Source organism: Rhizobium sp. 01L419, from assembly GCF_056400025.1.
The window spans coordinates 76384-102331 of the sequence record NZ_JBFTSM010000018.1; the positions used below are offsets into that span (position 1 = coordinate 76384).

The window sequence follows — 25948 nt, forward strand, 5'->3', positions numbered from 1 at the left end:
TCCAGGCAATGTCTTATGAACAAAACAAAGGACACATCCGCCCCCGTCCCGCTTGAGGGGGCAACGACCGACTTGCCGCATGACCGGATAACGGTAGAGCGTTTCAGGGAGGCGTTTCCGCGTGCCCGGTGGAACGACAGGCTGAATGCCTGGTTCGTGCCCGGCCGAAGGGCGGAAAAACGCATCGGCCGCTGGCTTGCCGAGATGGAAGCAGAGGCCGACACCTTCGCGGACGAAAAGGGCAGGGACGCTTTGGCCTTCGAGCCGATCGAAAGCCGTTACCTTGAGGCCGCACCAGCGAGCTTCCAGATCCGGACGCCCTATTCACGCGCCGTCATCGACGAAATCCGGGAAATCCCCTATGCGCGCTGGGATGCCGACCGCCGCCTCTGGACCGTGCCCTATCGCTCATTCGAGGAGCTGCGGCAGCGGTGGCAGGCGATCGAGGCGGCCGCCGAACGGAGCGAGCCGGCGGCACGACGGGCACGGCGGCAGGCGATCAAGGGTACTGAAGAAGACGAGGCATCCAAGGCGAGGTCGAGGGAGCGCCGGCGGAAGCGCTATCCGGTTCCCGCTGGTGATACCCCGCCGTTCAATTGCGCGATCGGCACGCATATCGGCATCGTCTTCTTCACCAAGACCGATGGCGAACTCGCGGATCCGGTGGCGGTCAGCGCCTTCTATTTTGCCGCGGCGGAAGGGGAGGACTATGTCTGGGGGTCATGGCGAGGAGGTTCTTTCGAAGAACTGGTGACGACTTGGCCGGCGCGGACGCCGCCGGAACAACACGAACGCGATCGCGGCTGGTGGATACCAACGCTTGAGGAGTTGCGCACTGCTCGGCGGGCCGCCAAATCCAGGCGGCGGACGAATGAGCGCAAGCAAAAGGACAACCCATCCGGTGAGAGACCAGCAGGCAATGCTTGAGGAATTCCGACGCTTGTCGTCGATCGAGCCGCGTGACCTCGTCGGCCTATGGAAAGGGCACGGCATACCGGCCGGGCATCCCTTCGACGGCGTGCTGGAAAATCTCGGCTGGTTCGGCAAGCGGTTTACGCCCAACATGCGCGCCGACGCGTTGCTGTTTCGGTCTGGCGAACACCGGCTGACTGCGATCGATCCGAAATGGATACCCCTTCAGCTGGCGCTACGTTTCCATGAGGTCGGCAGGACGACTATTGCGAGAAACCTGTTTTCCTATCTTCACCGCCGTCTGCGGGCGAGGGGTCCGGTCGCTTCGCTGAAGACCATGGCGTTTGACGGCGCCAAGAGTGCCGCCATGGTCTACGATCACCAGCCGATCGTCGATCATTTCCGGCGGACAGACGACCTGAGGGTCATCGGGGCAATGACGATCAGCGGCGACGAGCGGATCTATTTCTTCGAACTCGAGCGCGTCGACGAACCTTGAAGACCAGTCATCCCGATACCATTTATCGCCGACTACCCGTTTCGACGATCGCCTTGCCGCGCAGACTGTCTGGCGCGTGCGATCCTCCGGGTCGGACAGGGCGCTCCCCGCAAGGGTCGAGCGCCCTGTCCATTTAGCCTCCCGGCCTCTCGTTCATGTCGAAGACTGCAGCATTGTCCTGGACTTCACGGAGGCCCTTGTAGGATGCGTGACGCAAGCTGCCGTCACGTGTCCATCCGCGGAACTCGATCTCGGCGATCAATGTCGGTTCCGCGAACACCAGATTCTTGCCCTTGAGCGGGACGGCTGGTTGAGTGGTCTTCAGCTTATCGAGCGTGCTGCGGAGATCTTCGGCGGTCTTCGTATTGAAGCCGGTGCCGACCGACCCGACATGGACCCAGCCAAGGCCCTTGCGGCCGGCGAGAAGCAGGCTGCCGATCCCACCGCGCGCAACTTTAGATCGCTCGTAGCCAACGATCATGAAGCTCTCGCTCTCAACGCATTTGATCTTCAGCCAGTCGCCGGTACGGCCGGAGCGATAGGGCTGATCCCGATGCTTGGCGATGATGCCTTCAAGCCCGATCGAGCAGGCATGTTCCAGAAGCGTGGCGCCATCGCCATGGACTTCGTCTGAGAGCTGGACCGCGCCGGTGGCGCCATGGAGAAAGTCCTCAAGCAGGTGTCGGCGGACGGAGAGCTCGGTTCCCGTCAGATCATGGCCGTCGAAATACAAAAGGTCGAAAGCAAAAAACACCGACTCCGTCGACGTGCGCTTGCCGCCGCGCCCACCAAGCGAGCGCTGCAGCGCGCCGAAATCCGAACGCCCTTCATCATCGAGCACGACGGCTTCGCCATCGAGGATCGCGGTGCCGACGCCCAGCTTTCCTGCTGCCTCGGCAATGGCGGGAAACCGGTGCGTCCAATCGTGGCCGCCGCGGGTGATGATCCTGACGCCCTTCGGCTCGATGTGGATCGCCAGGCGATAGCCGTCCCACTTCACCTCGAATGTCCAGTCCGGCCCTGTGGGCGGCGCTTTCTTCAAGAGCGCCAGGCATGGCTCCACCCGGTCCGGCATCGGGTCGAACGGAAGATGGGGTTGCGCCGGATCGCGCGGCCGGGCCGGCTTCGACTTCGCGACGTGATCGTCCTGCAGAAGCGGTTTGGCGTGACGGCTCATTTGCCGGTCCGCTGTTCGGCCGCGACGGACTTTTTCAGCGCATCCATGATATTGACGACATTGCTGGCTGGTGAGAACGGCTGAGGCTTGGTCTTGCCTTTGGCCGGTTTTTTCAGGTCCTTCTTCTTGGCCGCGATGATATCGAGCAGCTTCTCCTGGACCGGGTCGCCGACCATTTTCGGGCTCCAGTCCTTCGTCTTCTTTTTGATCAGTTGCTGGACGAGCGGCATCATCTCCGAGTCCGCCAGCTCATCGCCGATACCCTCGAAATAGCTGTTTTCATCGCGGACCTCATCACCGTAGCGCAGCGTCCACAAGACTATGCCCTTGCCGCGTGGCTCGAGCATGACGGCGCGCTCGCGACGCGAGATCACCAGCCGGGATATGCCCACCATGTGCTGGGCCTCCATCGCATCGCGGATGACGGAAAAGGCTTCCTGACCGACCGGGTCGTTCGGGGAGACATAATAGGGCGTGTCGAGCCAGATCCATTCGATGCTGTCGCGCGGCGTGAAGGTGGAAATATCGATCGTCTTCGTGCTCTCGAGAGCCACATTCTCGAGTTCGTCGTCTTCGAGAATGACGTATTCGTCCTCCCCCCGCTGATAGCCTTTGACCTCGTCTTCCTCCTTCACCTCCTTGCCGGTGACGGAATCGACATAGTGGCTGACCACACGGTTCTGGGTTTGGCGATTGAGCGTATGGAAACGGACCTTCTTGCTCTCGGAGGTTGCCGGCATCATCTGCACCGGGCAGGTGACGAGTGAGAGTTTGAGATAGCCTCGCCAGTAGGGACGTAGAGCCATGGCGGCATCCTCCGATCAGCCGGCTCGGCGGGTCGTCGCCGTGGCCTGTTTCGATTTCGCGGCCGGTTTTGCTGCCTTGTGGCGGCCACCTCGGTTGGCATTGGCATTGGCAGCGGAATGCATTGGCTTCGTCTGCTTGGCGCCGATACCGGCGCTTTCGCGAAGTGCCTGCAAGAGATCGCCAGGCTTCGATGCGACCGGAGCCTTCTTCTTCGGCAGCGCGCGGCCCTCGATCTTCGCTTTCACCAGCTCGGCGACGGCGGCCTCATAGCGGTCATCGAATGTGCTGGCGTCGAAACTGCCCTTCTTGGTGCCAATGATGTGTTCCGCAAGCTCGAGCATTTCGCCTTCGATCTTCAGATCCGGCATGTCTTCGAACGCCTTTTCCGACGAGCGGACCTCGTAGTCGAAGTTCAGCGTCGAGGCGATCAGCCCCTTGCCAGACACCCGAATGAGGACGGTGCGCAGCCGGCGGAAGAGCACGGTCTGGGCGATGGCTGCGACACCTTGCTGTTTCATGCCGTCTCGCAGCAGCACGAACGCGTCCGTACCCATCGTGTCCGGCGCCAGGTAGTAGGGCTTGTCGAAATAGGTGGTATCGATCTGCGAGCAGGGAATGAAGGCCTCAATGTTCAATGTCTTGTTGCTCTCGGGCACGGTGGCCGCGACTTCCTCGGGCTCGAACACGACATATTGGCCGTTCTCGACCTCATACCCTTTGACCTGATCCTCGCGCTCGACGGGATCGCCCGTCTCGCTGTCGATGAACTCCCGCTTGACCCTGTTGCCGGTCTTGCGGTTGAGCGTATTGAACGCGATCCGTTCGGAGGACGATGCGGCGGTATAGAGCGCCACCGGACAGGAAACCTCTCCGAACTTGATGTAGCCCTTCCAATTGGCTCTTGGACCCGCCATGACATCGACCCTCCGGACACAACTCAAGCGATTCAAGTGATTCGGCGGCGAATCGTTCCGACTCGAAACGAATCATTTTTCAATGACTTAGCGCTATCCGAATGCGCGTTTTGCGAGTCCTGCCTAGGCTTATGATTCTATGCATCTTTTTAGCGCCGGCGTGCGTTCCCCATATGGAACAACCCCTAAGGAGTCCTCCTATGAGCAAGCGTGAACTGATCGAAACCGGCACCGACAAACGCTATGTCCGTCGCGACGAGCAGGGCCAGTTCGAAAGTGTTGACGTCTCGCGGTCCCTCTTCGCCGATGCGCGTCACGACGCTAAGCCAGGCCAGGGCGTAAGGTTTGCAAGCGCTGATGGCCCGCTTATCAGGAGGCTGTCGGACCGGCTATGTTTCAGGCTCTCGGAGCCTTCAAGATCGAATGCGCCACACATGCCGTAGAAGCCTGAAAAAATCTCGGACCGGCCAGAAGCCTGAAGGTGGAGCAGGCTCACCATCGCGAGATGCGCACCGGACAACTGTCCCGAAAAGGCGAGGCGTTCGACACCGAAACGCCGAAGATTCCCGGCTAGAAAGTCGGTTGCGAGGAGACAGTCTTCAATTGTCGCAATCAGGTTGTCATCGATTGCGTTTCGAAACTAAACGACCTCGACCATTACGCCGCACTCCTCGGCAATCGCCGCAGCAATGCGGTCTTCAAGCCGCGCATGTCCCATGATCCACGCTCCGTCATCGAAATGGACAACCATCGCCCGTGGCAAGCCGGAAGGCTTTGTCAGGCGGATCGATGCAGATGTGCCCGGTATCTTGAGAACGGACAGCTCGTCCCTCCACTTTCGCACGTCCGGCATCAGAGCATTTTCGGCACGAAGAGCGGCTTGAATTAGTCTGGCAGCCATCGGCGCCCCGTATGAAAGCGAGGAAGGCGATTCAAGAATGCGTTGAAACGTTGCGCCTGATGCAAATCACTAGCGCTGAGCTCAAGCTCACTCATGGAGTTACCGCCTGTCGGACGTCTCATAGAGGCGATCCTGCCTTGGGTCTGAAACGTCGTCGCAGCGGATGTTTTCCTTCCCGTCCCAGCGGCATGCTTTCATACGTACTTCTGCTGTCGTCTTGATCGCAACAATGCCGTGCGGATGATGAACTAGCGGTAATCGTGATCGCAAGCCGGAAGGTAACCGGAACCCGGTAAGGGTCGTCCTTCGGGGATACCTGCCTTTAGTTTCGTCGGCTGCCCAGCCGGCGCGACGAGTGCGGGCAGGGCCAGCAGACGCCGATGCTCGGCTTCAGGAGTTCCGTATGCCTCACCGGCAAATCGGACAAGGCCGTCGCGATCACGGATAAGTACATTGCTTCTTGTCGATCTGATGAGGAGTTCGCCTTCAAGAAGGTGCATTGCGGCAGTGACTGACGGTCTCCTGACGCCGAGAGAACCCGCAAGCGTATCATGTGTGATGTCCAGGGAAGCCTTCCCCGACCGGTCCTGGATCATCAGGAGCCATCTGGCAAGCCGGGTGGGGATGTCGAATTGACCGATCACAAGAGCCGCATGACCGACCTGGATACAGATCGATCGTTCGTAGCGGGCGGAGATCAGCCGGAGAGTAGGCCCCGCCTTGATGGCGGCGCGGAAATCATCTGCCGAGATCGCCAAGACATCGCCTTCGACCCGGTTGATCAGGTCGTAGGTTGCCTTGTCATCGCCGACGACGATCCCGCTGCCGGTCATGCCTTCGTTTCCGACAAACGCAGTATCGACCCTGGTTCCGGCGGCACCAACTGTTGTGCGCGAAAGAACGCAGTCGACAGGAAACAAGACACGCTCGACGATCTGGCTCGCCGTTTCAAGCAATGCGCCGCGGGGGAGGTGAAGCTTCCGAAGATGGGGAAGCAGTTGCGCGAACTCCTGCTGCGGAAGCAGACGCAGAATCCCGTTCATCAACGCGTCTTCACCAGATGCCGAACGCGGGGTTGTCGTCGACAGTAGGGCAGCGATAGTGGCCTCGTCCTCGAGCGGCTTGCGGAGCACGATCTTGTCAGAGAAGCGGACTGGGATGATGTTCGGCTCGTAGCCGGTGGCAAACAGAAACGGTATGCCCCGCCGGTCGAGTTCGTCGGCAACCGGGAAGGACATTTCCCCGCCAAGGTTCACGTCGAGGACCACACCGGCGAGATCGCGGTTTTCTCTGATTTTTTTGAGAGCGTCGTCGACGTTCGGAGATGGGCCCACCACGTCGACGCCCCACTGGCGAAGGCTAGAGGCAAGTGCTGTAGCGGCGTGGTAGTCATCCTCCACGAGGAGTATTGGTTTTCCGGTTAGTATTCTTAGAGATTTCATCATGGACCGATCCTCCAAAGCCGGTCGAGACTGCCAACGATGCATCCTGGGTGCTATCGTCTGATTTTCCGGTGAAAAGACGTTGGTCGAAAAATTGTTCCGGCGTAGGGTTTGATTCTACTCAACCGTCAGGCGGTAAACGTCGCCACCGGTTTGGCGGCGGCCACCCGGAGCTCCTGGCCTTCTCGGGCGGAGGTAGCTAAGCTTGTGTGTCACGCCACCACGGTCAAGTCAGTGGCTACGGCTGCAAAGACGATGAATGCGCTGACTGGAAATCCTTGAGCGTGGGTTGTCATTGGCGCTTGAAATCCGGTGGTGAAAAAGCCATCTGACCGGCAATTTCAGCGCAATGGGGATTATCGATGACGACAGTAGAAGATCGGCCTGAGCACCACGCATTCGAAGCCGATGTCAGCCGGCTGCTGCACATGATGGTGCATTCGGTTTATTCGGACAAGGATGTGTTCCTCCGCGAATTGATCTCGAATGCTGCGGATGCCTGCGAAAAGCTGCGTTATGAGTCGATTTCCCAGCCGCAGCTCTCGGCGGATTCGACCCCGCCGGGAATTCTCGTGAGCCTCAATGAAGAGGCGTTGACGCTCGTCATCGAGGACAACGGCATCGGCATGAGCCGCGACGAGATGATCGACGCGCTCGGCACGATCGCGCGCTCCGGCACGAAGGCGTTCATGGAGCGGCTTGAGGCTGCCAAGGCTGGCGAAAAGGCGGAATTGATCGGCCAGTTCGGCGTCGGCTTCTATTCCTCGTTCATGGTCGCCGAGCAGGTCGATGTTATTTCCCGCCGTGCTGGTCAGGACGAAGCCTGGAAATGGTCGTCGGACGGCAAGGGAAGTTATGACATCGTCGCCATCGATCCCGACGCGGCGCCAGCGAGGGGCACGCGTGTCGTGCTGCATCTGATGCAGGACGCAAAGAAATATACCGGCAAATGGACGGTCGAAAAGATTATTCGCGATCAGTCCGGACATGTGCCTGTTCCGATCCGCCTTACTGAGAAAGACGGCGCCGAGCCGTCGCAGATCTCAGACGGCGCTGCACTTTGGACAAAACCGAAAAGCGAGATATCCAAGCAGGATTACGACGATTTTTATCGCGGTGTCTCCGGTCAGTATGACGAGCCGCTGGCCAATGTGCATTTCCGCGCCGAGGGTCGCCACGAATACACAACGCTCGCCTTCATCCCCGGTTCGCAACCTTTCGACCTGTTCGATCCGGATCGACAGGGTCGGATGAAGCTCTACGTGAAGCGCGTCTTCATTACCGACGAAGCCGAGTTGCTGCCGCGTTACCTGCGGTTCGTGCGCGGCATCGTCGACACCTCGGATCTGCCGCTTAACATTTCCCGCGAGATGATTCAGGAAAGCCCGGTGCTGAGCGCCATCAAGAAAGGCGTAACCAGCCGGATCCTCACCGCGCTTGAGAAGATGGCCGAAGGTGAGCCCGAGACGTTTTCAAAATTCTGGGACCTGTTTGGCGCTATCCTTAAGGAAGGAATTTATGAAGACTTCGAGCGGCGCTCGCAGTTGCTGAAGCTGGCGCGCTTCCGCAGCACTCTATCCGGTGAAACAACCCGCAGTCTGGCCGACTACCTGGCGTCGATGAAAGAGGGGCAGTCGGCGATCTATTACATCAGCGGCTCCAGTCTGGACCAACTGAAATCGTCGCCGCAACTCGAAGGTTTTCGAGCCAAAGGTATCGAAGTCCTTCTCCTTACAGATGGCGTAGACAATTTCTGGCCGACGAATGTCCCAGATTTCGAGGGAAAGTCCTTCAAGTCGGTCACCCAGGGTCTTGCCGATCTGAACGACATTACCGGCGAGGGAAGCACAGATGAGCAGGCCCTGGAAGCCTCTCCCGACGTTGCAGCATTCATCGATTTTGCGCGAGCTAGCCTGAAAGAGGAGGTTGCCGACGTGCGGGTCTCCGGTCGGTTGACCGAAAGTGCCGTCTGCCTGGTCGCCTCCGAACATGGGCCGGATCGACAGCTCGAGAAGCTGCTGCAGGGGGCAGGGCGGCTACAGACCGCGTCGAAGCCGATCCTGGAAATCAATGCGCAGAACGAACTTGTGAAAAGCATTGCCGCGATGGACGATCAGGCGTTTCGCGAAGATGCCGCTTGGCTCCTGCTCGACGAAGCCCGTATTCTCGACGGGGACAAGCCCACCAATCCGCGCGCTTTCGCGGAAAGGCAGGCCAGACTGTTTGCATTGGCGATCGGACGGGCGAGGTAGCACCGCAGCCAGGCGACCTCTCGCTGGCAGGTCAAAACCTGGAATTGGCAGTTTTACTGGAAAATCGGTCGGATCAAGCTTCGCTGCACAGCAGCCTTCGCGGCGAAGCTTGATCCCTGCCGCAGCGTGTCGGCGCCTTTCGAACGTCGAAACGGATGGCGATGTCCCGATCTTAAGTGAATTCTTCGAGTACGCACTCAACCTCAGACCGGCGTTTTTGAGTATAGGGAAGCATAGTGGCCCGGAAGGACTCAAAACGGGATTTGATCTTTTACGACCGCATCCCGATCGCTGCGTCGAGAGGTCGCCTGGCAAGCTCATCGCCATAAGTAGACGCCGGTCTTGAAGTGCAATAAGGTACAACGGTGGCGTCGCCTTAACTGCCTGTTCGAAATGACTTGATATCGGGTTTTCATGACCGAAGCCCCTCTCGCCCACTTCAGACGCCACCGATTTCCCGCTGAGATCATTGCCCATGCCGTATGGCTCTATTATCGGTTCCCGCTCAGCTTCCGTGACATCGAAGATCTGCTCGCTGAGCGCGGCATCAATGTCTCATTCCAGACCGTCTCGGAATGGGCGGCGAAATTCGGCTTGAAATTTGCTCATCTGCTCCGGCACCGTTCACGAGGCCACTTTTCCGACAAGTGGCAGCTCGACGAGATGGTGGTGACGATCAAGGGAAAGAAATATTGGTTGTGGCGCGCCGTCGACTCGAACGGTTACGTGCTCGACGCCCTGCTGCAAAGCCGACGGAACAAGGCGGCCGCCTTAAAGCTGATGAGAAAGCTGCTCAAGCACCATGGGACCGCCCCGCGCGTGATGGTGACCGACAAGCTGCGTTCCTATTCGGCCGCAAAATCCCAGTTGATGCCGCGCGTCGAACATCGCTCGCACAAGGGATTGAACAACCGAGCTGAGAACTCTCATCTTGTTGTGCGACGGCGAGAGCGACGCATGATGCGCTTCAAGTCCGCGCGACAATGTCAGCGTTTCGTCTCAACTCACGGCCCGATCGCCAATCTTTTCCTTCTTCACCGGAAATGGCTGTCCGCCGCAGACCGTCGCCAGCTTCGCACTCACGCCATCTCGATCTGGCGTGAAATCGCTGGCTCAATCGCTGCCTGAAGTACGCGAAACACGTCGACACCGCGCGCTCGAAACCGTCCAGGCGACGCCACCGGTGGAGACCATATGTCGGCCTGCATTAGCAGTTCGGATTGCGCAATTGTCCAATTGCATTGTTCATTTGTTCGGCGGGCGTTTCAAGCTGGGGTGCCCGAAGAACGTTCTGCACAGAACGGCCCCGCCGCCAGAACTTCAACACGAAGCGTCGGCTGGGAACTTCCACCAGTTCATGGATGACCCAGGCCGCGGTTAGAGCGACAATGGGCGACACGACGGTCAGTGTTAGCTCAGGCAGCACGGAGGCGAAAGCGCGCTGCGTGAGAAACATCGCTGGTACATGGAAAAGGTAGAGCGAGAAACTAATGAAGGCCTGACCACAGCCGAGCGGCAGGCGACAGTCCGCCATCTCCTTCAGGCCCGATCAGGCATCTATCATCCGGCCCTGGCTGAATCGAAAGCCATGACGGAAGCAAAGCCGTTCAGAGGAAGTCAGGCACCGGGAAGCATTTGGCACTACAACAACTGGGATTTCAACGCGCTCGGGACAATCTATGAGCAGGCGACCGGCCGGTCTGTCTATGACGGCGTCATGATCGATGTCGCGTCCCGGATTGGCATGCAGGACCCGGTAGTTCCTGATCCAATGGATCGGTGCGTCCGTTGGGGGATACCGGACCGAGCACTCCCAGTTCCGCAGCACTCAGATAGCGCCGAAGCTCGTCAGCGATGAAGAACGCGTTTTCTACGGCGAGGATCATAATCTCGCCTCCGGTCTTTTTCGTCGGCGGTATCGCTCACATAGCTCAAATCGGGATTTTGATCGTCGCAGTGAAACCACTGTGAGGATAGGCGAGTTTCACGCTTCCACCGACATGAGCGGTGAGACCCTCGATCAGTTCAGTTCCATAGCCCTTGCGTTCAGGTTGGGAGATAAGCGGGCCTGCTTCCTCGCGCCACTGGCATACGAGGAGCGTCCGCTCCCGCGGTCCGGTTTCCGATTCCCAAGTCACGCGGATCTTTCCGGCCGGAACCGAAATGGCCCCGTATTTCGCTGCGTTCGTCGCGAGTTCGTGGAAAATCATGCTGACCGGAAGAACCTTCGCGCTATCTAACTTCGCCGACGATCCCGAGCATTCGAGCCGTTCCGAAACCGTCGCTCCGACTGCGTCCTTCAGGAGTTCTTCAAACTCAACCGCCTCGCGACGGGCGGCAACATCCTGCGCTTGAAATGTGATATCCAGCCTTCCGAGAAGCGCTTCCTTGAAATTGGCCGCGGCGGCGTCGTCGGCTCTGCTGTTCTTCACCACAGACAGGACGACGGCCGAGAGATTCTTCATGCGATGCCGCATCTCCGCAACAATGAAATCCATTTCGGCATCGTTGCGGCGACGCTCGGTAACGTCGTCGAAGATGACCAGAATGTTGGGGCTGTTGTCGTCGGGATGAACGAGGCGCCGGGCATCGACGAGAAAGGTGCGCTGGCCGATTAGCGGGAAATCGTGCTTCACTTCGAAGCCGATGACGGCAGCCGCCCGCGGGATAACGACAGATATGAGCTGCCGCAGCTCGGGAATATCCCATTGCCCGTTCCCAAATGAGAAGAAGTTCTGCGAGAGGATATCCTCACGGTCGGCGTGGAAGGCCTTGATGAATGCATTGTTCGCGGTCGTAACACACAAATTCTGATCCAGGACGACAACGGGCTGGGTCATGGTGTCGACGACGCCCTGAGCCTGGACGTGGCCGATCTTCATCAGGCGATACAAATCCTCCAGCAGCATCGATACAATCCCATGCCCGCATTTCGTTCCACGAGGCAAATATGGTGGAGCGACCACTGTTGAAAACCCCTTATTGACCATATCCGTCACTCGCTTTCAAAGTAAACCGTTCCGCCTTGCTGGCAAAGTCCGCTACGAGCGCTTTGAGACGAGAACTCTTCCATGGCAGCAGGGTCGTGGTTCGAATCTCGTGAAGGCGCTCAGGGTGCTACTGTTGCGACCATGGTCTTGGCTTACCTCTCGCTGGTCATTCAATGTGCTCCCACCCAGGCCTACTGGCCTTCACGTGTTCGACTCTTTGAAAGGACGCTGGTCCTGACGATCAGAAGCGGCATTACCATCGCCGTAACGATAGCCCGCGACCGCGCCGACGAGGGCGAGCGCGAGCCACTCAAGAAGGGCTTCCACGTTCCCGCAATAGGTCCGGAACCAGGCATTCTTGAGTGTCAGTACCGGTCTTTGATCATTCATCGACGATCCTTCGTTGCGTTCAGGGCGAGGGGTGAAGGTGGAGGAGCCCGCGAGGAAAGAGCGATTCGGTGGTCAAACGTGCATGATGGTGGCGGCGGAAAGCGACCGGAGGCCGCCGATGCCGTCCTCAAGGGTCATGATCGCTGCGAAGAAGACGAGAGCAAACAAGAAGGGCCTCAGCCCAGGGCGCCGGTCGATGCCATGCGGGGGAATATCGACAGAGTGAGTTTGGGCGTTCGACCGAGGGAGTGTCTTTTGCTGATCCATGCCCACAATCTTAATCCTGGGCGACTCCGAAGATTAGCGCGACTAATTCGCATGCACTTATCGATTTCTGACATGAATTGGTAGACGCACGAGGATGCCGATGAAGCCGGACGACCCAGGCCAGCGGCAACGTCGGCATGATCCAAGAACGACCTGAGGGATATTGTTGTCCTGGGGGGACGCCCATGAGATCTGATACAGAGATCTCCTGGAGCATAATTTCCAACCTGGGGATCAATTGGATCTGGAACGGGAACAACGCTTGCTGATGGATGTTAGCAAGGGGACACGGCACTCTTCCTTCAAATAGAGCCGGTATGTGTCAAGCCTCGCCGTGTCACCAACACGAATGCCCCCCGGCAGCCCTCACCGCCGGGGGGCATTCGTGAATTGGCGAAGGTCGATCGAAAGAAGAATCGCTTTACGCAATGACTCCTGTCCGACGGCGACCATTGTGCCGGTCACCCAGATGTTTGCGGCCGTCGCTGGTCCCAATGCAATCTTTCCCGACAACTATTGCGCCCGCGTCCGATGAGGCTGATGCCGCCGCGATGACGAGCCTTGCGGTCGCTTTGGGGTCTCGCTCGTAGGGTTCTCCGCGGCCTGGAATAAAACCGCAATTGCCATTGCGACCGGTGCTCTGCTCAGCCCGGGCTCGACTAATACTGGGCCTGTGAATCCTGTCCTGTTGCCCCTGGACGTATCAAGCTCGTCTGGATGACGGGCTTGTTGCCGCCCTCCCGGTGACAGTGACGAACTCAAGACACTGTTTACGGTTGAAAGTCTGGACAAGCGTCAATCGTCGCGGACATCAAAGTGGACTTGTACCCGCCGACCATTTGTACGGTATCGCACATACGAGGCAGCCAGCGCTTTGTTTGGGAACAAGCACGATGACAGCAGGTTGGGCAAGCTTCGTCCAAAAGAGGAAAATTCCGATGTTCATGCGTGTTGATCAACTGCAGGCCGAACTGCCTCCACCCAAGGCAGCCGATCCCAACGCCGCCGCCGCGCTACAGGAATTGCTCGGCGGGAAGTATGGCGAGATGTCGACGCTCGGGAACTACATGTTCCAGAGCTTCAACTTCCGGTCGAAATCCAAGCTGCGGCCTTTCTACAGCTTGGTTGCCAGCATTACCGCCGAAGAACTCGGCCATGTTGAGCTGGTCAGTAACGGCGTTGCCATGCTGAACAACGGGCCGGATATTCCAGACGGGGATGTCGGCGACGGTGGCGACATCTCAGCAGCTCCCTTCGAGGATATGAAGGACATCCGGCTAGCCGCCAGTTTCCTCTCCGGGGCCGGGGGCGCGATGCCGGTCAACAGCAACGGCGTTTCCTGGAACAACGACTTCATCACAACCACCGGCAATGTAGTCCTCGACCTCCTGCATAATTTTCATCTGGAATGCGGCGCACGGCTGCACAAGCTGCGCGTTTACGAGACGGTCACCGACCCGACCGGCCGCGCCGTCTGTGGCTATCTTCTCGTACGCGGTTCGGTGCATGCCCACGCTTATGCACTCGCATTGAAGAAGATCACCGGCGTCGAGATCGAAAAATTCCTTCCCTGCCCCAACATTCCGCTCGGCAACATCCCCGAATGCCAGCAATACCTTGACGAGGGCTCGCATCGGCGTCTCTACACGTGGAGCCCCAACGACTACAAAGAAATTGCCGGGATCTGGAGTAATGACGAAGTCGCGCTTCCCGGTGATCCGCCGGGGGAACTCGAAGTCGTCGACGGCATGCCCGAAGGTGGCAAGATCCACCAGCTCGTCGGTGTGCCCTCCGCATTCACCCCCGACTACGCGCCGGAAGAAATGTTCGAGATCGCCGAAAAACTGTACAAGAAGTCCCGCTGAAGCACGCCGCCGACGGCGCAAAACAGCGCCGGCTGCGGCACATCCTTGAAAGGAACGCTATGGCAGACAACGAAACGCGATATCTTCATTGTCGGCCTGCGAAACGCTCATGCGATGGAGAACCAGGCCCTCAGCATCATGAAGCCGCAGCTCAGCCGGATCGAGAACTATCCGGAAGTGGCGGAGATGCTTCAACGCCACATAACCGAGACCGAAGGACAGATCCACCGCATTGAGGAGATCCTGACAGGCCTCAACGCGGGCCATTCGACGCTGAAGGATATGGCACTCTCCCTCACAGGTTCCATGGCGGCGCTGGGCCATACTGTCGCCGGCGACGAGATCCTGAAGAACTCGTTTGCCAACTTCGCCTTTGAGAACTTCGAAATCGCCGCCTATAAATCGTCGCTGACGGTAGGGGAAGCCGGCGGGTTCAAGGCAGCCATCGGGGGCCTGAAGGAAAACCTTGCCGAAGAAAAGGCCATGGCAGACTGGCTGGACGCGCACGTGGCCTCGTTGACGGAGAAATTTCTGTCGCTGAGGGTAGCCGGCAAGTCTGCCAAGGTGTGATCAAAAACGGCTGCAGACGACCGGGTGTTGTCTGCGGCCGCTCCGCTTTGCCCCAACGGAACTCGACCTGACAATTAACGTCAGCTCCGACGATACGAGGCGAACGTTCCATGCATGATGTTTGCTCGGCGGTGAACTGAAGAGATACGCTTTGAGAGATGACTGCTCCTACGATCGATGGGGCGACATGCTCCAATATGGCTTCACAATTGTGCGCGAAGCCGCGGCTATAGGGCAACCGCGCATGGCGCAGGTGACCAGAATCCCGGTGGCCGCGTCATTTGATGGAGAAGGCGCGGTCGTCACATGCGATCTTCAYCAAGCTGCAATGCCAAAAGCAGTTCGGAATGCGCAACCACAGCACGGTGGTTATCGTCTGGGATCAATCGCAACACCAAGCGCATGACGATGGACAGCGACCATAGGCGAACCCGGAGTGACAACTTGCTCAATAACTTTCCCTACCCGTGCTCCCAAGGCCCTTTGCTTGTGAGCTGCCCCTTTGTTCGAACTTACCTGTGCAAAGGATGGCGAAGGTCAAGGGGGCAAGCGGCCGGGCTTGCGCTAATCCTCGGCCCGTGTGCCGGCTAGAACAGTCATCGTGTCAGTGTCTGAAATCGGCGGCGAACATCAGCGCTCGCCAGTTCTCCCAACGCGTCTTCACCTGTTCCCACAAGACATCGCTCCGATCGTGAGCGTCCGGACCTCTCGGACAATATGGAGTTCCCTGGCATTCATTCGTAGCCGTCGTTCCGTTGCAGGATTTTTTGGGCAGCGCGCGGTTGGGAACCTTTGATGCGCGAAAGCGGTTGCCTCGAATAGACCAATCGGGAGCGCTCATGATCAACGACCTCTGGTACAAGAATGCTGTTGTCTACTGCCTGTCGATCGAGACCTTCATGGACGCCAACGGCGATGGCGTTGGAGATTTCCAGGGGCTTGCGCGCCGGCTCGACTACCTTGCAGGTCTCGGGATCACGGCGATCTGGCTGATGCCCTTCCAGACCTCGCCCGGCAGGGACGACGGTTACGACGTGTCCGACTATTACAATGTCGATCCGCGCTACGGTACGCTCGGCGACTTCGTCGAGTTCACGCATGGCGCCAAGCAGCGCGGTATCCGGGTATTGATCGATCTCGTCGTCAATCATACTTCGGACCAGCACCCCTGGTTTCAGGAGGCACGTCGCGATGAAGGATCGCGTTTCCGCGACTGGTACGTCTGGTCAAAGCAAAAGCCGGCAAACGCCAATGAAGGAATGGTCTTTCCGGGCGCGCAGACGTCGACATGGACCTATGACAAGGAGGCGAAGGCCTATTATTTCCACCGTTTCTACGATTTCCAGCCCGATCTCGACACGGCAAACCCGCATGTGCAGGCCGAAATCCTCAAGATCATGGGCTTCTGGATCCAACTTGGCGTTTCCGGATTCCGGATGGACGCGGTGCCTTTCGTAATCGCCGAGAAGGGTGCGGACGTCAAAAAGCCGCGCGAACGGTTCGAGATGCTCCGGTCGTTTCGCGAGTTCCTGCAATGGCGAAAGGGTGATTCCATCATTCTGGCGGAAGCGAACGTCCTGCCGGAGACCGATATGGACTATTTCGGCGAGGACGGCGACCGGATGCAGATGATGTTCAACTTTCAGGTCAACCAAACACTCTTCTATGCGCTGGCGAGCGCGAACTGCCGACCGCTGGAAAAGGCCCTCGAGGCCACCCGCACGCGCCCCGAGACGGCACAATGGGGATTGTTCCTGCGCAATCATGATGAACTCGACCTCGGACGGCTGAGCGAGGGGCAGAGAAGCGCAGTCTTTGCGGCCTTCGGACCGGACAAGGACATGCAGCTTTATGATCGCGGCATCAGGCGGCGGCTTGCACCGATGCTGGAAGGCAATGGAGCCCGCATTCGCATGGCCTATAGCCTGATGTTTTCCCTGCCGGGAACGCCGGTATTGCGCTATGGTGACGAGATCGGCATGGGCGATGATCTTTCGCTTCCCGAACGCAATTGTGCACGCACACCGATGCAATGGTCGACAGAGCCGCAGGCCGGCTTCACAAAGAGCGCGACGCCCATCCTGCCCGTCATCACAGGCGGCGCCTACGGGTTCGAGCATATCAACGTGGCGGACCAGAGGAGGAACCCCGATTCCATGCTCAACTGGATGGAACGCTTGATCCGAATGCGCAAGGAGGCGCCTGAGATCGGCTGGGGAGATTACAGCTGTGTCGAAACCGGCCAGCAAGGGGTTCTCGCCATACGATATGACTGGCGCAACAATTCGATCTTGATCGTTCACAATCTGATGCAGGAGCCCGTCGAAGCAGAAATCGATCCCGGGATCGGCGAAAACGGGCAGTTGCTGATCGATATCGCCGATGGTTCCAACAGCAAAGCCGGAAAAGACGGCAAGCACTGCGTGTTTCTGGAAGGCTTCGGCTACAAGTGGTACCGTATCGGCGGCCTCGACTATCTACTGCGCCGGTCCGAGGTTTGAACATTATCCATTGCTCCGGCCTGCCGGAGCGTTGACACTTGCTTTCTTTATAGGCCCCGAAACAACCGGGGCGGAAGCGAACCGTTCCTCCATTACCGCCTGCCTGCGCGATTAGCGTGCCAACTTCTATATCAAAGGCCGACGGTGCGGACGTGCAGCTAAGAAGGGACCGGCCGATTTGATAGAAATTGCGTTATTGTGACTTCGTCCGAAAGCGGAACACGATGTCGGGCGCGGCAGCACCATGCTGGGGTAGTTGTCCTACCTATGCTCTCAAAATGAAGCTATCGAGAGCACATGTAGAGTTCAGCCACGGCGGGCCATCGCCGGCATTGCAGGGGCCGGAACCGGCAGACAAACGCCGGAGCACAAATTGCCGAATGCACCTTAGGATGTCCCGCATCTCTCGACTGCGAAAAATGATAGGATATCACCTTCGATCAAAACGTACCTCGGAGAACAAACCTCCGCCGTCCGCCTCGATTTCCATTTCCTCAGGTTTCAACTAGGCTTGGTGGCTTTTTGCTTTTTCCTCGCCTCAGGAATTAGCTTTGGTCAGTCCCCAGCCACCTCTCATCGCCCAAATTCGATCGCACGCGCCAACAATGATGCGGGCGCTTGAACGCGTTGGGATTTTTTGTCCTCAACGATCCGAAGGCGGTGCTTTATAAGAGCATTACGGAGCTCGCTGACGAGGCGAAATGCTTCCCGGCCGTTTTCCATTGCTCTCCGAACAGGCAACCCTTCAGCCCGCCGCGCCTGCCGTCTTAAGCACCCGGTTGAGGACCGACGCCGCAACGACGTGGCCATTGCCCGCATGATTCAACGCTGGGACGCGTACGACCCGCGTCCCCGGCACGTGAGACGGTTTCGAAACTGGCACCAAAGCGCTGAACTATAGTCTTGGATCGGCGTTTAAGTGGGCGACCATTGAAAGGTGCCATGTGTCTGAGACCGACAAGTCCATCATCCACGGCGACCGCCCTGCCGCCGCATCGAAGAAGGGCATGGCCGATCACAAGGAGCTCGCAACATTCGCGTTTCAAAGAACGCGCATGCCGATCGTCGTCGCCGACGCCTGTGAGCCGGACTACCCAATCGTTCTCGCCAATGAAGCTTTTCTCGACCTGACGGGCTACGCCGCTGAAGAGCTGCTCGGCCGGAATTGCCGCATGCTTCAGGGCGAGGCAACCTCGAGAACGGCGGTAGCAGAGATCCGGGCCATCATCGCCCAGGAGCGCGAAGGCACGGTCGAGGTCCTGAACTACAGGAAGGACGGCAGCACATTTTGGAACCAGCTTCACCTCAGCCCCATTCATGACGATGCCGGACAACTCGCCTACTATTTCGCCTCGCAGATCGACGTCACGAAGTACCGGAAGATCCAGACGCTTGAAGAAGCGGAACACCGTCTGCTTCTCGAAGTCGACCACAGGACGAAAAACGTCCTTGCGATCGTTGACAGCATCGTGCGGCTCAGCCGGTCCGACGATGCGGCACTCTATGCGGCCTCGGTCCAACAGCGCGTCCAGGCGCTGTCGAGGACGCATATGTTGCTTGCCGAGAACGGATGGCAGCATGTTTCTCTTCGCGACATCGTCGCTCTTCAGGTCGGCATCTTTGGGGACCAGAAGGTCAAAATAGACGGTCCGGACGTGATGATGCCGGCACCGTCCGTCCAGCCGATAGGCCTCGCTATCCACGAGCTCGCAGCCAATGCCGCAGTCCATGGCTCGCTGTCGCGTCCCGGCGGCAGCCTCACGATCGACTGGAAGAGGGAAGGTGAAGGTCTCATCCTGATGTGGCACGAACGCGGAGGAACGGGGTCGAAGGCGACCCGGGGCAAGGGGTTCGGCAACGTGCTGCTCGGCGCGGTTCTCGAAAAGCAGCTCGGTGGCAAGATCGCCCGCGACTGGCGTAAGGACGGCCTGCGGCTCCTTGTCGAGCTGCCGTTTCTCGACCGCGTTGGCCGAGGTCTGAAGGCAAAACCGTGAACGTCGAGCACCCTCTGTGTGTTTAGCGACAGGACCAGAATGCCAAGCAAATCATCGCTCGTCATCTTTCTCCATGGGATCGGCGCCTCCGGTGCGCAGCTTATGCCGCTTGCAGCCTCTTGGCGGGCGAGCCTTACGAATACCCGCTTCGCGGCCCCGGACGCACCGCTCCACCATTGGCGCGGTCATCAATGGTTCTCGACCGAGGGCGACCCGTTGGATCCGGCGCGCATCCGTTTAGCGCGTGAGGGATTCGACGCGTTGATGAACGACGTCGTTCATCGAGAAGGGTTCTCCGACGCCCATGACAGGCTTGCCTTCGTCGGCGTCTCCCAAGGTGCCATTGTCGCGCTTGATGCAGTGGCCTCTGGACGCTGGAAGGTTGGCGCTCTCGTATCCTTCGCAGGGCTCTTGCCGCCGGAACGGACTTCGTCGGCGAGCAACACTACGCCCGTCCTTCTCGTTCATGGTCAGAACGACACGACGATCCCTTACATGGCTTCGACGCTTGCGGCTGCGCAGCTTGGGACCGCCGGCTTCAAGGTTGAACTCGACGTTGAACCAGGCGTAGGTCACACGATCTCATCGTCGGGAGCGGAAAGAGCGCTGGCGTTCCTGAGACGAACGCTTGCATAGGCGACAGCCTCGACAGCTGTCACCCCATGCGTGGACATGATCGCTGCCGCCGGAGACGGCTTCGTTCGGCTTCGAGCGATGGCAATCACATCATTTAGCGAGACGTTTCCGAACTTCTGCTTAGGCGACAGCCTTCAAGCGTCGCCCGCGATTGAGCGGCAACGCAAGGATCTAACCAGTCAGTCCAGGTATCACGGTCCCGCCATGAATCAGGGGAGGTAGCCGCTTTCCTTGACGCGGTCATATAGAGACTTGAAGGCGTCGTCAGTGTCTCCCTCGAAGGCAAACCACATCCCTTCCTTTACGCCAACATCACTGTAAATCCCCAAAGCCCGGCCGGCAGTCTTGTCGGTCGAAACCACGAAGGTGCCGGCGGGAGCGCACGTCTCCATATCGAAGACGTGGGCAAGGTATATTTCGAACTGGTCCATTTTTTCGAAGCGAGCTTCGACCGCCAGCAACATCGCAGCACGAAGCGCAGGAAGCAATTCATGGATGCCAACAGGTGAAGGAGGAGTCCAGTATGTGCCGACAGGTTGCTTTTCGATGTCGTCTTCTTGCCATGAGATATCGATCGGCAAATCGTTCATCGCCGTAATCCTTCATCTTGGTGTCGATGTTCTTATTATGTTCTCGTTTTGGGCTGAGTCAAGGATCAAGGTTTGGACATRCTAAAATGGTGACAGGAAACAATTCCGCTTTAGAACCTGAAGGGTGCTCCGACGTTCGCGTTGGCCTTAATCATAAGCGCCTGGTTGTCGGCGAGCTCGAAATGGCAATGAGAACTTCTGCAGCCACCCGGCGGCAGCCGCATTGTCAACGAGATCCAGGAATACGAGATCGAGAACGTCCTGGCGCCTGAGAAGTTCGTTCTGGATCGCAATCGGGGCCCTTGGTGTGGGAACAGAGGTCATGATGTGGTTCCGCCGTTGCCTTAAGCGCCGGCAGTGTCGCGCAGAAACTGCCATGTTATACCGGCGATCTGCGTCGGCTTGACGATGTGCATGCGGGCTTGCAGTAGCCGGAGAGTTGGAACGAGCCTCGCGGGATCCGCAATTGCCGCAGGGACAGGCTTGCCCGCCTCAGTAAAGTGCCGCTCCATTTCTTCCCGAAGTTCTCGGATATCGAAGCTGTCCATTCCTGTATTGAACCAATCGGTCAGGATGACATCGCATACGATATCAAGGCTATCTGGGTCGTCGGCATCGGGAAAAGGCTGCATTGGCGGACCTTATGAACATGGTGTTCTACTCAAGTATTCCCATAGTCGTCTCTCCGACCCAACTTCATCAGAAGTCCGGACAGACGCAAGGGCTTCCAGACAAAGACGAACTCCAGCGAACTTGTCTCATCTACGCTCATCACGGCGACAACCCGATTAGAAGTCCTGGGCCTGAGAACCGCAATTCGACCAATTGGATTAGCTCGCCTGTTCCGTAGCAGGGAATCGAGCGTCCGCTGGTATTTTGCTCTCGGAATTCAAAGACCAGACAATCTGAAAATGGTGCATGGTAATTAGGCCGTAAGCCCTGACCTGCTCCTCTATTGATTGCCGGGGGATCATGAGCGCCGTGCGTGACGGGCGGATGGAAGATGTTTCGGGACGAGGATACTATCGCGGGAACGGGTAGGATTTCAGGATGCGAGTTGACCCCGGAGCCGGGTCGCATCCAAGGCGCGCGCGCGAAATGTGACAGGCGGAGCGCCAATGATGCGCTTGAAGGCTCGGCTGAAGGATGCCTCGGATTCGTAACCCAGTCGTTCGGCAATGGCGGCAACACGCTGTCCTTCGCGCAGCCACTGATGTGCTTGATGCATGCGCATTCGGGCGACGTAGCGGGCAGGTGTCTCTCCAACTGCCCTGGCGAAACGTTCGGCAAAACCGGATCGAGATGCTCCCATCTTCCGCGCGAGCTCGTCGACCGTCCAGTCATGCGCAGGGTCGAGATGGATGGCTGCCAGAACGCGCCCGACCTCGGGATTGCGAACTGCCGTTAACCAACCGGATGAGTCACCGCACCCGTGCTCCACCCATGCTCGAATGAGAGTGGCGGTAAGGACGTCGGCGAGGCGGGCCAGAATACCGCCGGCGCCAACGCGATTCATATCCACCTCGCGCATCATTGCATCGAGGAGCGCAGGGATAGAAGGTTCGCTGGCCGCGAGGTCGGCTGTGCGCATCACATTGGGCATCAGTTGCAACAGCGGATGTTGCTTGTCGACGTTGAACCGCATGACGGCAAAGAACAGCAGGTTGCTTGCGTCCGCACAGGGACATTCCAGGTCGACGATCCCGTCGCAGACGGGTCTGCGCGGCATGCGTTCCACCGGCGTCGGCGCGATCCCGGGCTCGCTTGCAAGCACGTGTGCATCGCCTCGTGGCAGAAGGACCGCATCGCCCGGATGCATCTCCATCCATTCCCCGTCCGGCGTCTGCACAAATGCCTTTCCAGCAGCCAGAAAATGAAACTGCGCTTCATCCTTCATCGGAAACGCCGTCGCCCAYGGCGCAGAAGGCTGACAGCGGCCGTAGTCGACCCCGTCAAGGCGAAGTCCCCGCATCATCTCGGTTAGTGCGTCGCTCATGGCCGGCTTTCATTTTTTGGACGAATAGTCATGTCTTATAGATTTTGCAGCATAGAAACACCAGGGCGACCCGTCTAGCCTTTCCGTAGCAACTTTTGGAGACGGCATATGAACATCAGCCCCGACGCCGACGGCTTCCATAAGGAGACACGAAAGATAAATCCCGCCTGGGCCGGCGTCGTCTCACTTTCGCTTGGCGTCTTCGGTCTTGTCACGGCCGAATTCCTTCCGGCCAGTCTGCTCACACCGATCTCTCATGATCTCAATGTCAGCATCGGCGCTGCGGGTCAGTCCGTAACAATGACAGCTGTCGTTGGTGCTTTTGCCGGACCCGCCGTGGTCATCGGCACGCGCCGGATTGACCGCCGCATTACGCTTCTCGCCCTCACGAGCCTGCTGATCGTGTCAAGCCTCCTTGCAGCCTTTGCCGACGGGCTTACCGCGCTTCTCATTGCTCGCGCGCTGCTTGGTATCGCCCTCGGTGGCTTCTGGGCCTTGTCGCTTGCGCTTGCCATGCGGCTCGTTCCGGAGCAACTGATGCCGCGAGCGATGGCAATCATCATGACTGGCGTATCCGTTGCGACGGTTTGCGCTGCGCCCGTCGGCGCGTGGGTTGGGGAGGCCTATGGGTGGCGCTCCGCTTTCCTGATTGCCGCCGGCGTCGGTGGCCTTGCACTCATTGTCCAGATCCTCACCTTACCCGCCATGCCAGCCACGGGCTCTGCCGGATTAGCCACAATGGCAGCAGTGCTGCGCCGTCCCGCGATCCGTCTTGGCCTGCTCACGGTGCTGCTGGTCGTGGCGGGTCATTTTGCAGGTTTCACCTTCATACGGCCATTCCTGGAAACAGTTCCGCATTTAGGGGTCGAAGGCATCTCGGGCGTACTCTTGGCCTTCGGCATCGGCGGATTTCTCGGCAATCTGTTCGGCGGCTTTGTCTCCGAACGCAGCACCCGCCTGTCAATCGTTATCGCAGCCGGCGGGATTGGCGCAACCACCTTGCTCCTGGCGCTCGCTGGCGTCCTCCCGGTCGTAGCTTTGATTGCCACTGCCCTTTGGGGTTTCGCGTTCGGAGCCCTGCCGGTGAGTGTTCAGAGTTTCGTGACGCAAGCGGCGTCCGACGAGGCAGAAAGTGCTGGCGCTCTGATGCTGACGACTTTCCAGATTGCTATTTCCAGCGGTGCTGCAATCGGCGGCCTGATCGTCGACGCCCAAGGGCTTGAAGGGGTATTCGGCTTCGCTGCCGTCTCCGCACTCTGCGGAGCTGTCGTAATCGGTGTCCGCAGCCGAGGAACCGTGGAGACGGCATAAACTCCCGCGACCGTGTTCCGCGGTCAAACCGATTGAGCCTTGTTCGCGTCTGCAAGGACGCGAATGGGTGCTGGCTACCAATGCACGCAGCCGGGTCTCAAATTTTGCCTCGGGCTGCGAAAACCAGGACTTTCAGCTGATCGAAATTCCGGACACCCTGTCGGTAAAGTTCGATAGTGATCGCCGCGCTCCTCGATGTCTCTTCGTCACCATCACCAAGCTGGAATTCCGCTTTCACCGCCTCCAGTACTTGCTGGCAAACAGCAAGATCTTCCGAAGTCATCGGCCGGTCGCGTTCGGTGATTTTACGCTCATTCATCGTTTCCTCCATGCGCAAAAATCGGTACCGATTATAGTGTGAAATAGATGATTTTCAAACCGTGGTCGGCCCATCGGGCGTGCATATCACAAATTGTCTTTAGGCTGAAGAAGGGTGCTCGTGAACGGAACGCGCAATTCTTCTTTTGCTGAGTTTGCAGCACCACCTGAAGCGAAAGTAAGGTGGCAGATTCTGTCTTCAATCGGACTTAAGTCCGACCAAGTGGTTTGATGCCGGCACGCTGCGACGGTTGAACTGAGACTACTCGCATGGTCACGGTCGAGCTCCCGCCCCATTATGGAGGACCGCGAAGCAAGCGAGCGAGCGTTCCAACGGCTGAACAAATGCACGCAATTGGGTCGGAGATAATCTGGGCGGGTTTAAAGCCGTTTGCCGGATCAGATCGAGGTGATGTCAGTCATCGCACACCGAGAATCGAAGCATTGCCTATGCCGACAGGCCCGCGCCCTTCAATCCATCGCGCAGCCGCGAAAATTCCCGCTCCTCACTCAGATAGGAAACATCGACAAGCCAATTCACATAGTCAGCCGGGCCGGCCGCCGCTTTTCCGCACCATCGTGTGCCGACGGTGTTGACAAAGACATGGGCGCATCTTTCTGCCTTCCCGATCCGGCCCATATGAGTGTAGGACGCGGCGCGTCAGGCCATATCCCGCGGTTCTCTTTCTGGCGTATCAAAGGTCCGCTGCTCCAGGAGGAGTGCGGCTTCGCTGTAGCGCGCTGGAAGGAACAGCAGGCGTGAACTGTACCGGCCAAACTCTGTTCTGGCCGGCCAAGCGACCCTTGCATCCCGGCCCAAAGGATCAGGATCGTGGCATCATAAAGCGTCCCGCTCACCGTCTCCAGGAGCTGCAACGTGATCCGCACCCGATTGCCTGCCCGCCTGACTCTGCCTTCGACAACGTAACCGACGCCGAGAAGCCGCCCGATCTAGCGCAAGTCTGCGCGCGTGATGGCGCTCGTGATTGCCGGCCTCACGGATCACTTCGTCGGTCGAGCTCTTTGAGGGCAGACTGAACCTCATCGATCGACACTGGCTCTGGGGTCCCTGGAATCTGACGCAGGGACGGCTTGGAAACGACGGCGTAAAAATCCGACGCCCATGCAGCGAGAATCGACCGCTTATCATCGATGGTAAGCGACGGCGCCCTCACCACATCGATCGGCCGCCGAACCTGCGATCCTTGGCCCGTCAGAACGGCTGGTCCCATCGCCACTGCGTCCTCGACGGCCTGCGTCAACATCCTGTTCAGCATCGGCGCACCTCAACGCACGTGCGGATCTCGGTCCCGGCGAAGGGACACCGCGGCCGGATCGATGTCCGGCGCGAGAAGATCATGTCTTTCGGCGAAAGCGGCAAACAGACCGCGTGCCGTCTCCGGCTCGATTTCGTCGCGAAGCGCCGCGACGCAAGCCTTGAGCGCGATCGAATGCGCAGTGTCTCTCAGTGATACCGGCCATTCCGCAAGGTGTCGGTAGGCGTCCATCACGCTGCCAACCTTCGCTGGGAATCCGAGGCCGACAAGAATGCAAATGGGTTCTTTGAACATACCGGATTTCATCGTACTCTCCTTTCCACCCGTAATGCTTGAGGT

At 58.6% G+C, this 25948-nt stretch carries 26 protein-coding genes; 12 read left to right on the top strand and 14 right to left on the bottom strand.

Features of this window, described 5'->3' with window-relative positions; all coding sequences use genetic code 11:
* Positions 1-15 precede the first annotated feature (15 nt).
* Positions 16-927 (top strand): hypothetical protein, encoded by a 912-nt coding sequence (locus AC1DUP_RS28875; protein WP_477836118.1) that lies wholly within the window; start codon positions 16-18, stop codon positions 925-927.
* Entirely contained in the window at positions 872-1411 is a 540-nt protein-coding gene (locus AC1DUP_RS28880; protein ID WP_113509333.1) for a DUF4334 domain-containing protein, read from the top strand. Before AC1DUP_RS28875 ends, AC1DUP_RS28880 begins: the two co-directional genes overlap by 56 nt.
* A gap of 133 nt (positions 1412-1544) precedes the next feature.
* Here AC1DUP_RS28880 and ligD read toward each other — a convergent pair whose 3' ends face one another.
* The 3 genes from ligD to ku (AC1DUP_RS28895) are packed head-to-tail and all read right to left on the bottom strand — an operon-like array spanning position 1545 to position 4309.
* A complete protein-coding gene (gene ligD, locus AC1DUP_RS28885) occupies positions 1545-2588 on the bottom strand; it encodes a non-homologous end-joining DNA ligase (RefSeq protein ID WP_477836121.1) in 1044 nt (347 codons plus the stop codon).
* Positions 2585-3394: a non-homologous end joining protein Ku gene (gene ku / locus AC1DUP_RS28890; RefSeq protein ID WP_477836123.1), complete on the bottom strand. Its 810-nt coding sequence runs from the start codon at positions 3392-3394 to the stop codon at positions 2585-2587. The genes ligD and ku (AC1DUP_RS28890) overlap by 4 nt, the downstream gene beginning before the upstream one ends.
* Positions 3395-3409: 15 nt before the next feature.
* The gene (ku, locus tag AC1DUP_RS28895; protein ID WP_477836125.1) at positions 3410-4309 is read right to left on the bottom strand and encodes a non-homologous end joining protein Ku; all 900 of its coding nucleotides are present in this window, start codon (positions 4307-4309) and stop codon (positions 3410-3412) included.
* A gap of 200 nt (positions 4310-4509) precedes the next feature.
* Here ku (AC1DUP_RS28895) and AC1DUP_RS28900 point away from each other — a divergent pair, with 200 nt between their 5' ends.
* Positions 4510-4752 (top strand): hypothetical protein, encoded by a 243-nt coding sequence (locus AC1DUP_RS28900; RefSeq protein ID WP_477836208.1) that lies wholly within the window; start codon positions 4510-4512, stop codon positions 4750-4752.
* A 197-nt stretch (positions 4753-4949) separates the two neighbouring features.
* On the opposite strand, the gene AC1DUP_RS28905 is transcribed toward AC1DUP_RS28900, so the two are convergent.
* On the bottom strand, positions 4950-5210 hold the full coding sequence (locus AC1DUP_RS28905) for an alpha/beta hydrolase family protein (protein WP_162747058.1): 261 nt from the start codon (positions 5208-5210) through the stop codon (positions 4950-4952).
* A gap of 248 nt (positions 5211-5458) precedes the next feature.
* Positions 5459-6655 carry a helix-turn-helix domain-containing protein gene (locus AC1DUP_RS28910; protein ID WP_477836127.1) on the bottom strand — a complete coding sequence of 399 codons (1197 nt, stop codon included), beginning with the start codon at positions 6653-6655 and terminating at the stop codon, positions 5459-5461.
* Between the two features lie 359 nt (positions 6656-7014).
* On the opposite strand from AC1DUP_RS28910, the gene htpG reads away from it, so the two are divergent.
* Complete coding sequence (gene htpG / locus AC1DUP_RS28915; protein WP_477836129.1) at positions 7015-8904, top strand: molecular chaperone HtpG; 1890 nt, start codon at positions 7015-7017, stop codon at positions 8902-8904.
* A 414-nt stretch (positions 8905-9318) separates the two neighbouring features.
* Positions 9319-10032: an IS6 family transposase gene (locus tag AC1DUP_RS28920; RefSeq protein ID WP_477836131.1), complete on the top strand. Its 714-nt coding sequence runs from the start codon at positions 9319-9321 to the stop codon at positions 10030-10032.
* A 79-nt stretch (positions 10033-10111) separates the two neighbouring features.
* On the opposite strand, the gene AC1DUP_RS28925 is transcribed toward AC1DUP_RS28920, so the two are convergent.
* On the bottom strand, positions 10112-10438 hold the full coding sequence (locus tag AC1DUP_RS28925; RefSeq protein WP_477836210.1) for an acyltransferase family protein: 327 nt from the start codon (positions 10436-10438) through the stop codon (positions 10112-10114).
* Between AC1DUP_RS28925 and AC1DUP_RS28930 the strand changes: the two genes are divergently transcribed.
* The gene (locus AC1DUP_RS28930; protein ID WP_477836133.1) at positions 10370-10762 is read left to right on the top strand and encodes a serine hydrolase; all 393 of its coding nucleotides are present in this window, start codon (positions 10370-10372) and stop codon (positions 10760-10762) included. The genes AC1DUP_RS28925 and AC1DUP_RS28930 overlap by 69 nt on opposite strands.
* Positions 10763-10835: 73 nt before the next feature.
* On the opposite strand, the gene AC1DUP_RS28935 is transcribed toward AC1DUP_RS28930, so the two are convergent.
* Together AC1DUP_RS28935 and AC1DUP_RS28940 are read right to left on the bottom strand one after the other, a co-directional pair.
* Complete coding sequence (locus tag AC1DUP_RS28935; RefSeq protein WP_113308601.1) at positions 10836-11813, bottom strand: HWE histidine kinase domain-containing protein; 978 nt, start codon at positions 11811-11813, stop codon at positions 10836-10838.
* Positions 11814-12095: 282 nt separating this feature from the next.
* Positions 12096-12284, bottom strand: a complete 189-nt coding sequence (locus AC1DUP_RS28940; RefSeq protein ID WP_113509348.1) for a hypothetical protein — start codon at positions 12282-12284, stop codon at positions 12096-12098.
* Between the two features lie 1205 nt (positions 12285-13489).
* Here AC1DUP_RS28940 and AC1DUP_RS28945 point away from each other — a divergent pair.
* From AC1DUP_RS28945 to AC1DUP_RS28965, 5 genes are all read left to right on the top strand, one after another.
* The gene (locus AC1DUP_RS28945) at positions 13490-14416 is read left to right on the top strand and encodes a manganese catalase family protein (RefSeq protein WP_113308603.1); all 927 of its coding nucleotides are present in this window, start codon (positions 13490-13492) and stop codon (positions 14414-14416) included.
* Between the two features lie 45 nt (positions 14417-14461).
* Positions 14462-14986 carry a ferritin-like domain-containing protein gene (locus AC1DUP_RS28950; protein ID WP_477836136.1) on the top strand — a complete coding sequence of 175 codons (525 nt, stop codon included), beginning with the start codon at positions 14462-14464 and terminating at the stop codon, positions 14984-14986.
* A gap of 839 nt (positions 14987-15825) precedes the next feature.
* Positions 15826-17487, top strand: coding sequence for an alpha-amylase family protein (locus tag AC1DUP_RS28955; RefSeq protein WP_477836138.1), 1662 nt, complete (start codon positions 15826-15828; stop codon positions 17485-17487).
* Between the two features lie 944 nt (positions 17488-18431).
* A complete protein-coding gene (gene lov, locus AC1DUP_RS28960) occupies positions 18432-19481 on the top strand; it encodes a blue-light-activated histidine kinase (protein ID WP_113509349.1) in 1050 nt (349 codons plus the stop codon).
* Between the two features lie 39 nt (positions 19482-19520).
* The gene (locus tag AC1DUP_RS28965; protein ID WP_113509350.1) at positions 19521-20117 is read left to right on the top strand and encodes a prolyl oligopeptidase family serine peptidase; all 597 of its coding nucleotides are present in this window, start codon (positions 19521-19523) and stop codon (positions 20115-20117) included.
* A gap of 209 nt (positions 20118-20326) precedes the next feature.
* Here AC1DUP_RS28965 and AC1DUP_RS28970 read toward each other — a convergent pair whose 3' ends face one another.
* The 3 genes from AC1DUP_RS28970 to AC1DUP_RS28980 form a co-directional block, all read right to left on the bottom strand.
* Positions 20327-20707 (bottom strand): hypothetical protein, encoded by a 381-nt coding sequence (locus AC1DUP_RS28970; RefSeq protein ID WP_113509351.1) that lies wholly within the window; start codon positions 20705-20707, stop codon positions 20327-20329.
* A gap of 344 nt (positions 20708-21051) precedes the next feature.
* A complete protein-coding gene (locus tag AC1DUP_RS28975) occupies positions 21052-21339 on the bottom strand; it encodes a hypothetical protein (protein WP_113509352.1) in 288 nt (95 codons plus the stop codon).
* Positions 21340-21752: 413 nt separating this feature from the next.
* The gene (locus AC1DUP_RS28980; RefSeq protein WP_113308607.1) at positions 21753-22703 is read right to left on the bottom strand and encodes an AraC family transcriptional regulator; all 951 of its coding nucleotides are present in this window, start codon (positions 22701-22703) and stop codon (positions 21753-21755) included.
* Positions 22704-22811: 108 nt separating this feature from the next.
* Here AC1DUP_RS28980 and AC1DUP_RS28985 point away from each other — a divergent pair, with 108 nt between their 5' ends.
* On the top strand, positions 22812-24014 hold the full coding sequence (locus AC1DUP_RS28985; protein ID WP_113308608.1) for an MFS transporter: 1203 nt from the start codon (positions 22812-22814) through the stop codon (positions 24012-24014).
* Between the two features lie 97 nt (positions 24015-24111).
* Here AC1DUP_RS28985 and AC1DUP_RS28990 read toward each other — a convergent pair whose 3' ends face one another.
* The 3 genes from AC1DUP_RS28990 to AC1DUP_RS29000 form a co-directional block, all read right to left on the bottom strand.
* Entirely contained in the window at positions 24112-24345 is a 234-nt protein-coding gene (locus AC1DUP_RS28990; protein ID WP_477836142.1) for a hypothetical protein, read from the bottom strand.
* A 982-nt stretch (positions 24346-25327) separates the two neighbouring features.
* Positions 25328-25609, bottom strand: coding sequence for a hypothetical protein (locus AC1DUP_RS28995; protein ID WP_477836144.1), 282 nt, complete (start codon positions 25607-25609; stop codon positions 25328-25330).
* A 9-nt stretch (positions 25610-25618) separates the two neighbouring features.
* Positions 25619-25915 carry a DUF982 domain-containing protein gene (locus AC1DUP_RS29000; protein ID WP_113308611.1) on the bottom strand — a complete coding sequence of 99 codons (297 nt, stop codon included), beginning with the start codon at positions 25913-25915 and terminating at the stop codon, positions 25619-25621.
* Positions 25916-25948: the final 33 nt, after the last annotated feature.

Excerpts from the sequence above, each read along its gene's own strand:
- AC1DUP_RS28875 (WP_477836118.1), top strand. The coding sequence starts at position 16 with ATGAACAAAACAAAGGACACATCCGCCCCCGTCCCGCTTGAGGGGGCA.
- AC1DUP_RS28880 (WP_113509333.1), top strand. The coding sequence starts at position 872 with ATGAGCGCAAGCAAAAGGACAACCCATCCGGTGAGAGACCAGCAGGCA.
- ligD (WP_477836121.1), bottom strand. The coding sequence starts at position 2,588 with ATGAGCCGTCACGCCAAACCGCTTCTGCAGGACGATCACGTCGCGAAG.
- ku (WP_477836123.1), bottom strand. The coding sequence starts at position 3,394 with ATGGCTCTACGTCCCTACTGGCGAGGCTATCTCAAACTCTCACTCGTC.
- ku (WP_477836125.1), bottom strand. The coding sequence starts at position 4,309 with ATGGCGGGTCCAAGAGCCAATTGGAAGGGCTACATCAAGTTCGGAGAG.
- AC1DUP_RS28900 (WP_477836208.1), top strand. The coding sequence starts at position 4,510 with ATGAGCAAGCGTGAACTGATCGAAACCGGCACCGACAAACGCTATGTC.
- AC1DUP_RS28905 (WP_162747058.1), bottom strand. The coding sequence starts at position 5,210 with ATGGCTGCCAGACTAATTCAAGCCGCTCTTCGTGCCGAAAATGCTCTG.
- AC1DUP_RS28910 (WP_477836127.1), bottom strand. The coding sequence starts at position 6,655 with ATGATGAAATCTCTAAGAATACTAACCGGAAAACCAATACTCCTCGTG.
- htpG (WP_477836129.1), top strand. The coding sequence starts at position 7,015 with ATGACGACAGTAGAAGATCGGCCTGAGCACCACGCATTCGAAGCCGAT.
- AC1DUP_RS28920 (WP_477836131.1), top strand. The coding sequence starts at position 9,319 with ATGACCGAAGCCCCTCTCGCCCACTTCAGACGCCACCGATTTCCCGCT.
- AC1DUP_RS28930 (WP_477836133.1), top strand. The coding sequence starts at position 10,370 with ATGGAAAAGGTAGAGCGAGAAACTAATGAAGGCCTGACCACAGCCGAG.
- AC1DUP_RS28925 (WP_477836210.1), bottom strand. The coding sequence starts at position 10,438 with ATGGCGGACTGTCGCCTGCCGCTCGGCTGTGGTCAGGCCTTCATTAGT.
- AC1DUP_RS28935 (WP_113308601.1), bottom strand. The coding sequence starts at position 11,813 with ATGCTGCTGGAGGATTTGTATCGCCTGATGAAGATCGGCCACGTCCAG.
- AC1DUP_RS28940 (WP_113509348.1), bottom strand. The coding sequence starts at position 12,284 with ATGAATGATCAAAGACCGGTACTGACACTCAAGAATGCCTGGTTCCGG.
- AC1DUP_RS28945 (WP_113308603.1), top strand. The coding sequence starts at position 13,490 with ATGTTCATGCGTGTTGATCAACTGCAGGCCGAACTGCCTCCACCCAAG.
- AC1DUP_RS28955 (WP_477836138.1), top strand. The coding sequence starts at position 15,826 with ATGATCAACGACCTCTGGTACAAGAATGCTGTTGTCTACTGCCTGTCG.
- AC1DUP_RS28965 (WP_113509350.1), top strand. The coding sequence starts at position 19,521 with ATGCCAAGCAAATCATCGCTCGTCATCTTTCTCCATGGGATCGGCGCC.
- AC1DUP_RS28970 (WP_113509351.1), bottom strand. The coding sequence starts at position 20,707 with ATGAACGATTTGCCGATCGATATCTCATGGCAAGAAGACGACATCGAA.
- AC1DUP_RS28975 (WP_113509352.1), bottom strand. The coding sequence starts at position 21,339 with ATGCAGCCTTTTCCCGATGCCGACGACCCAGATAGCCTTGATATCGTA.
- AC1DUP_RS28985 (WP_113308608.1), top strand. The coding sequence starts at position 22,812 with ATGAACATCAGCCCCGACGCCGACGGCTTCCATAAGGAGACACGAAAG.
- AC1DUP_RS28990 (WP_477836142.1), bottom strand. The coding sequence starts at position 24,345 with ATGGAGGAAACGATGAATGAGCGTAAAATCACCGAACGCGACCGGCCG.
- AC1DUP_RS28995 (WP_477836144.1), bottom strand. The coding sequence starts at position 25,609 with ATGCTGAACAGGATGTTGACGCAGGCCGTCGAGGACGCAGTGGCGATG.
- AC1DUP_RS29000 (WP_113308611.1), bottom strand. The coding sequence starts at position 25,915 with ATGAAATCCGGTATGTTCAAAGAACCCATTTGCATTCTTGTCGGCCTC.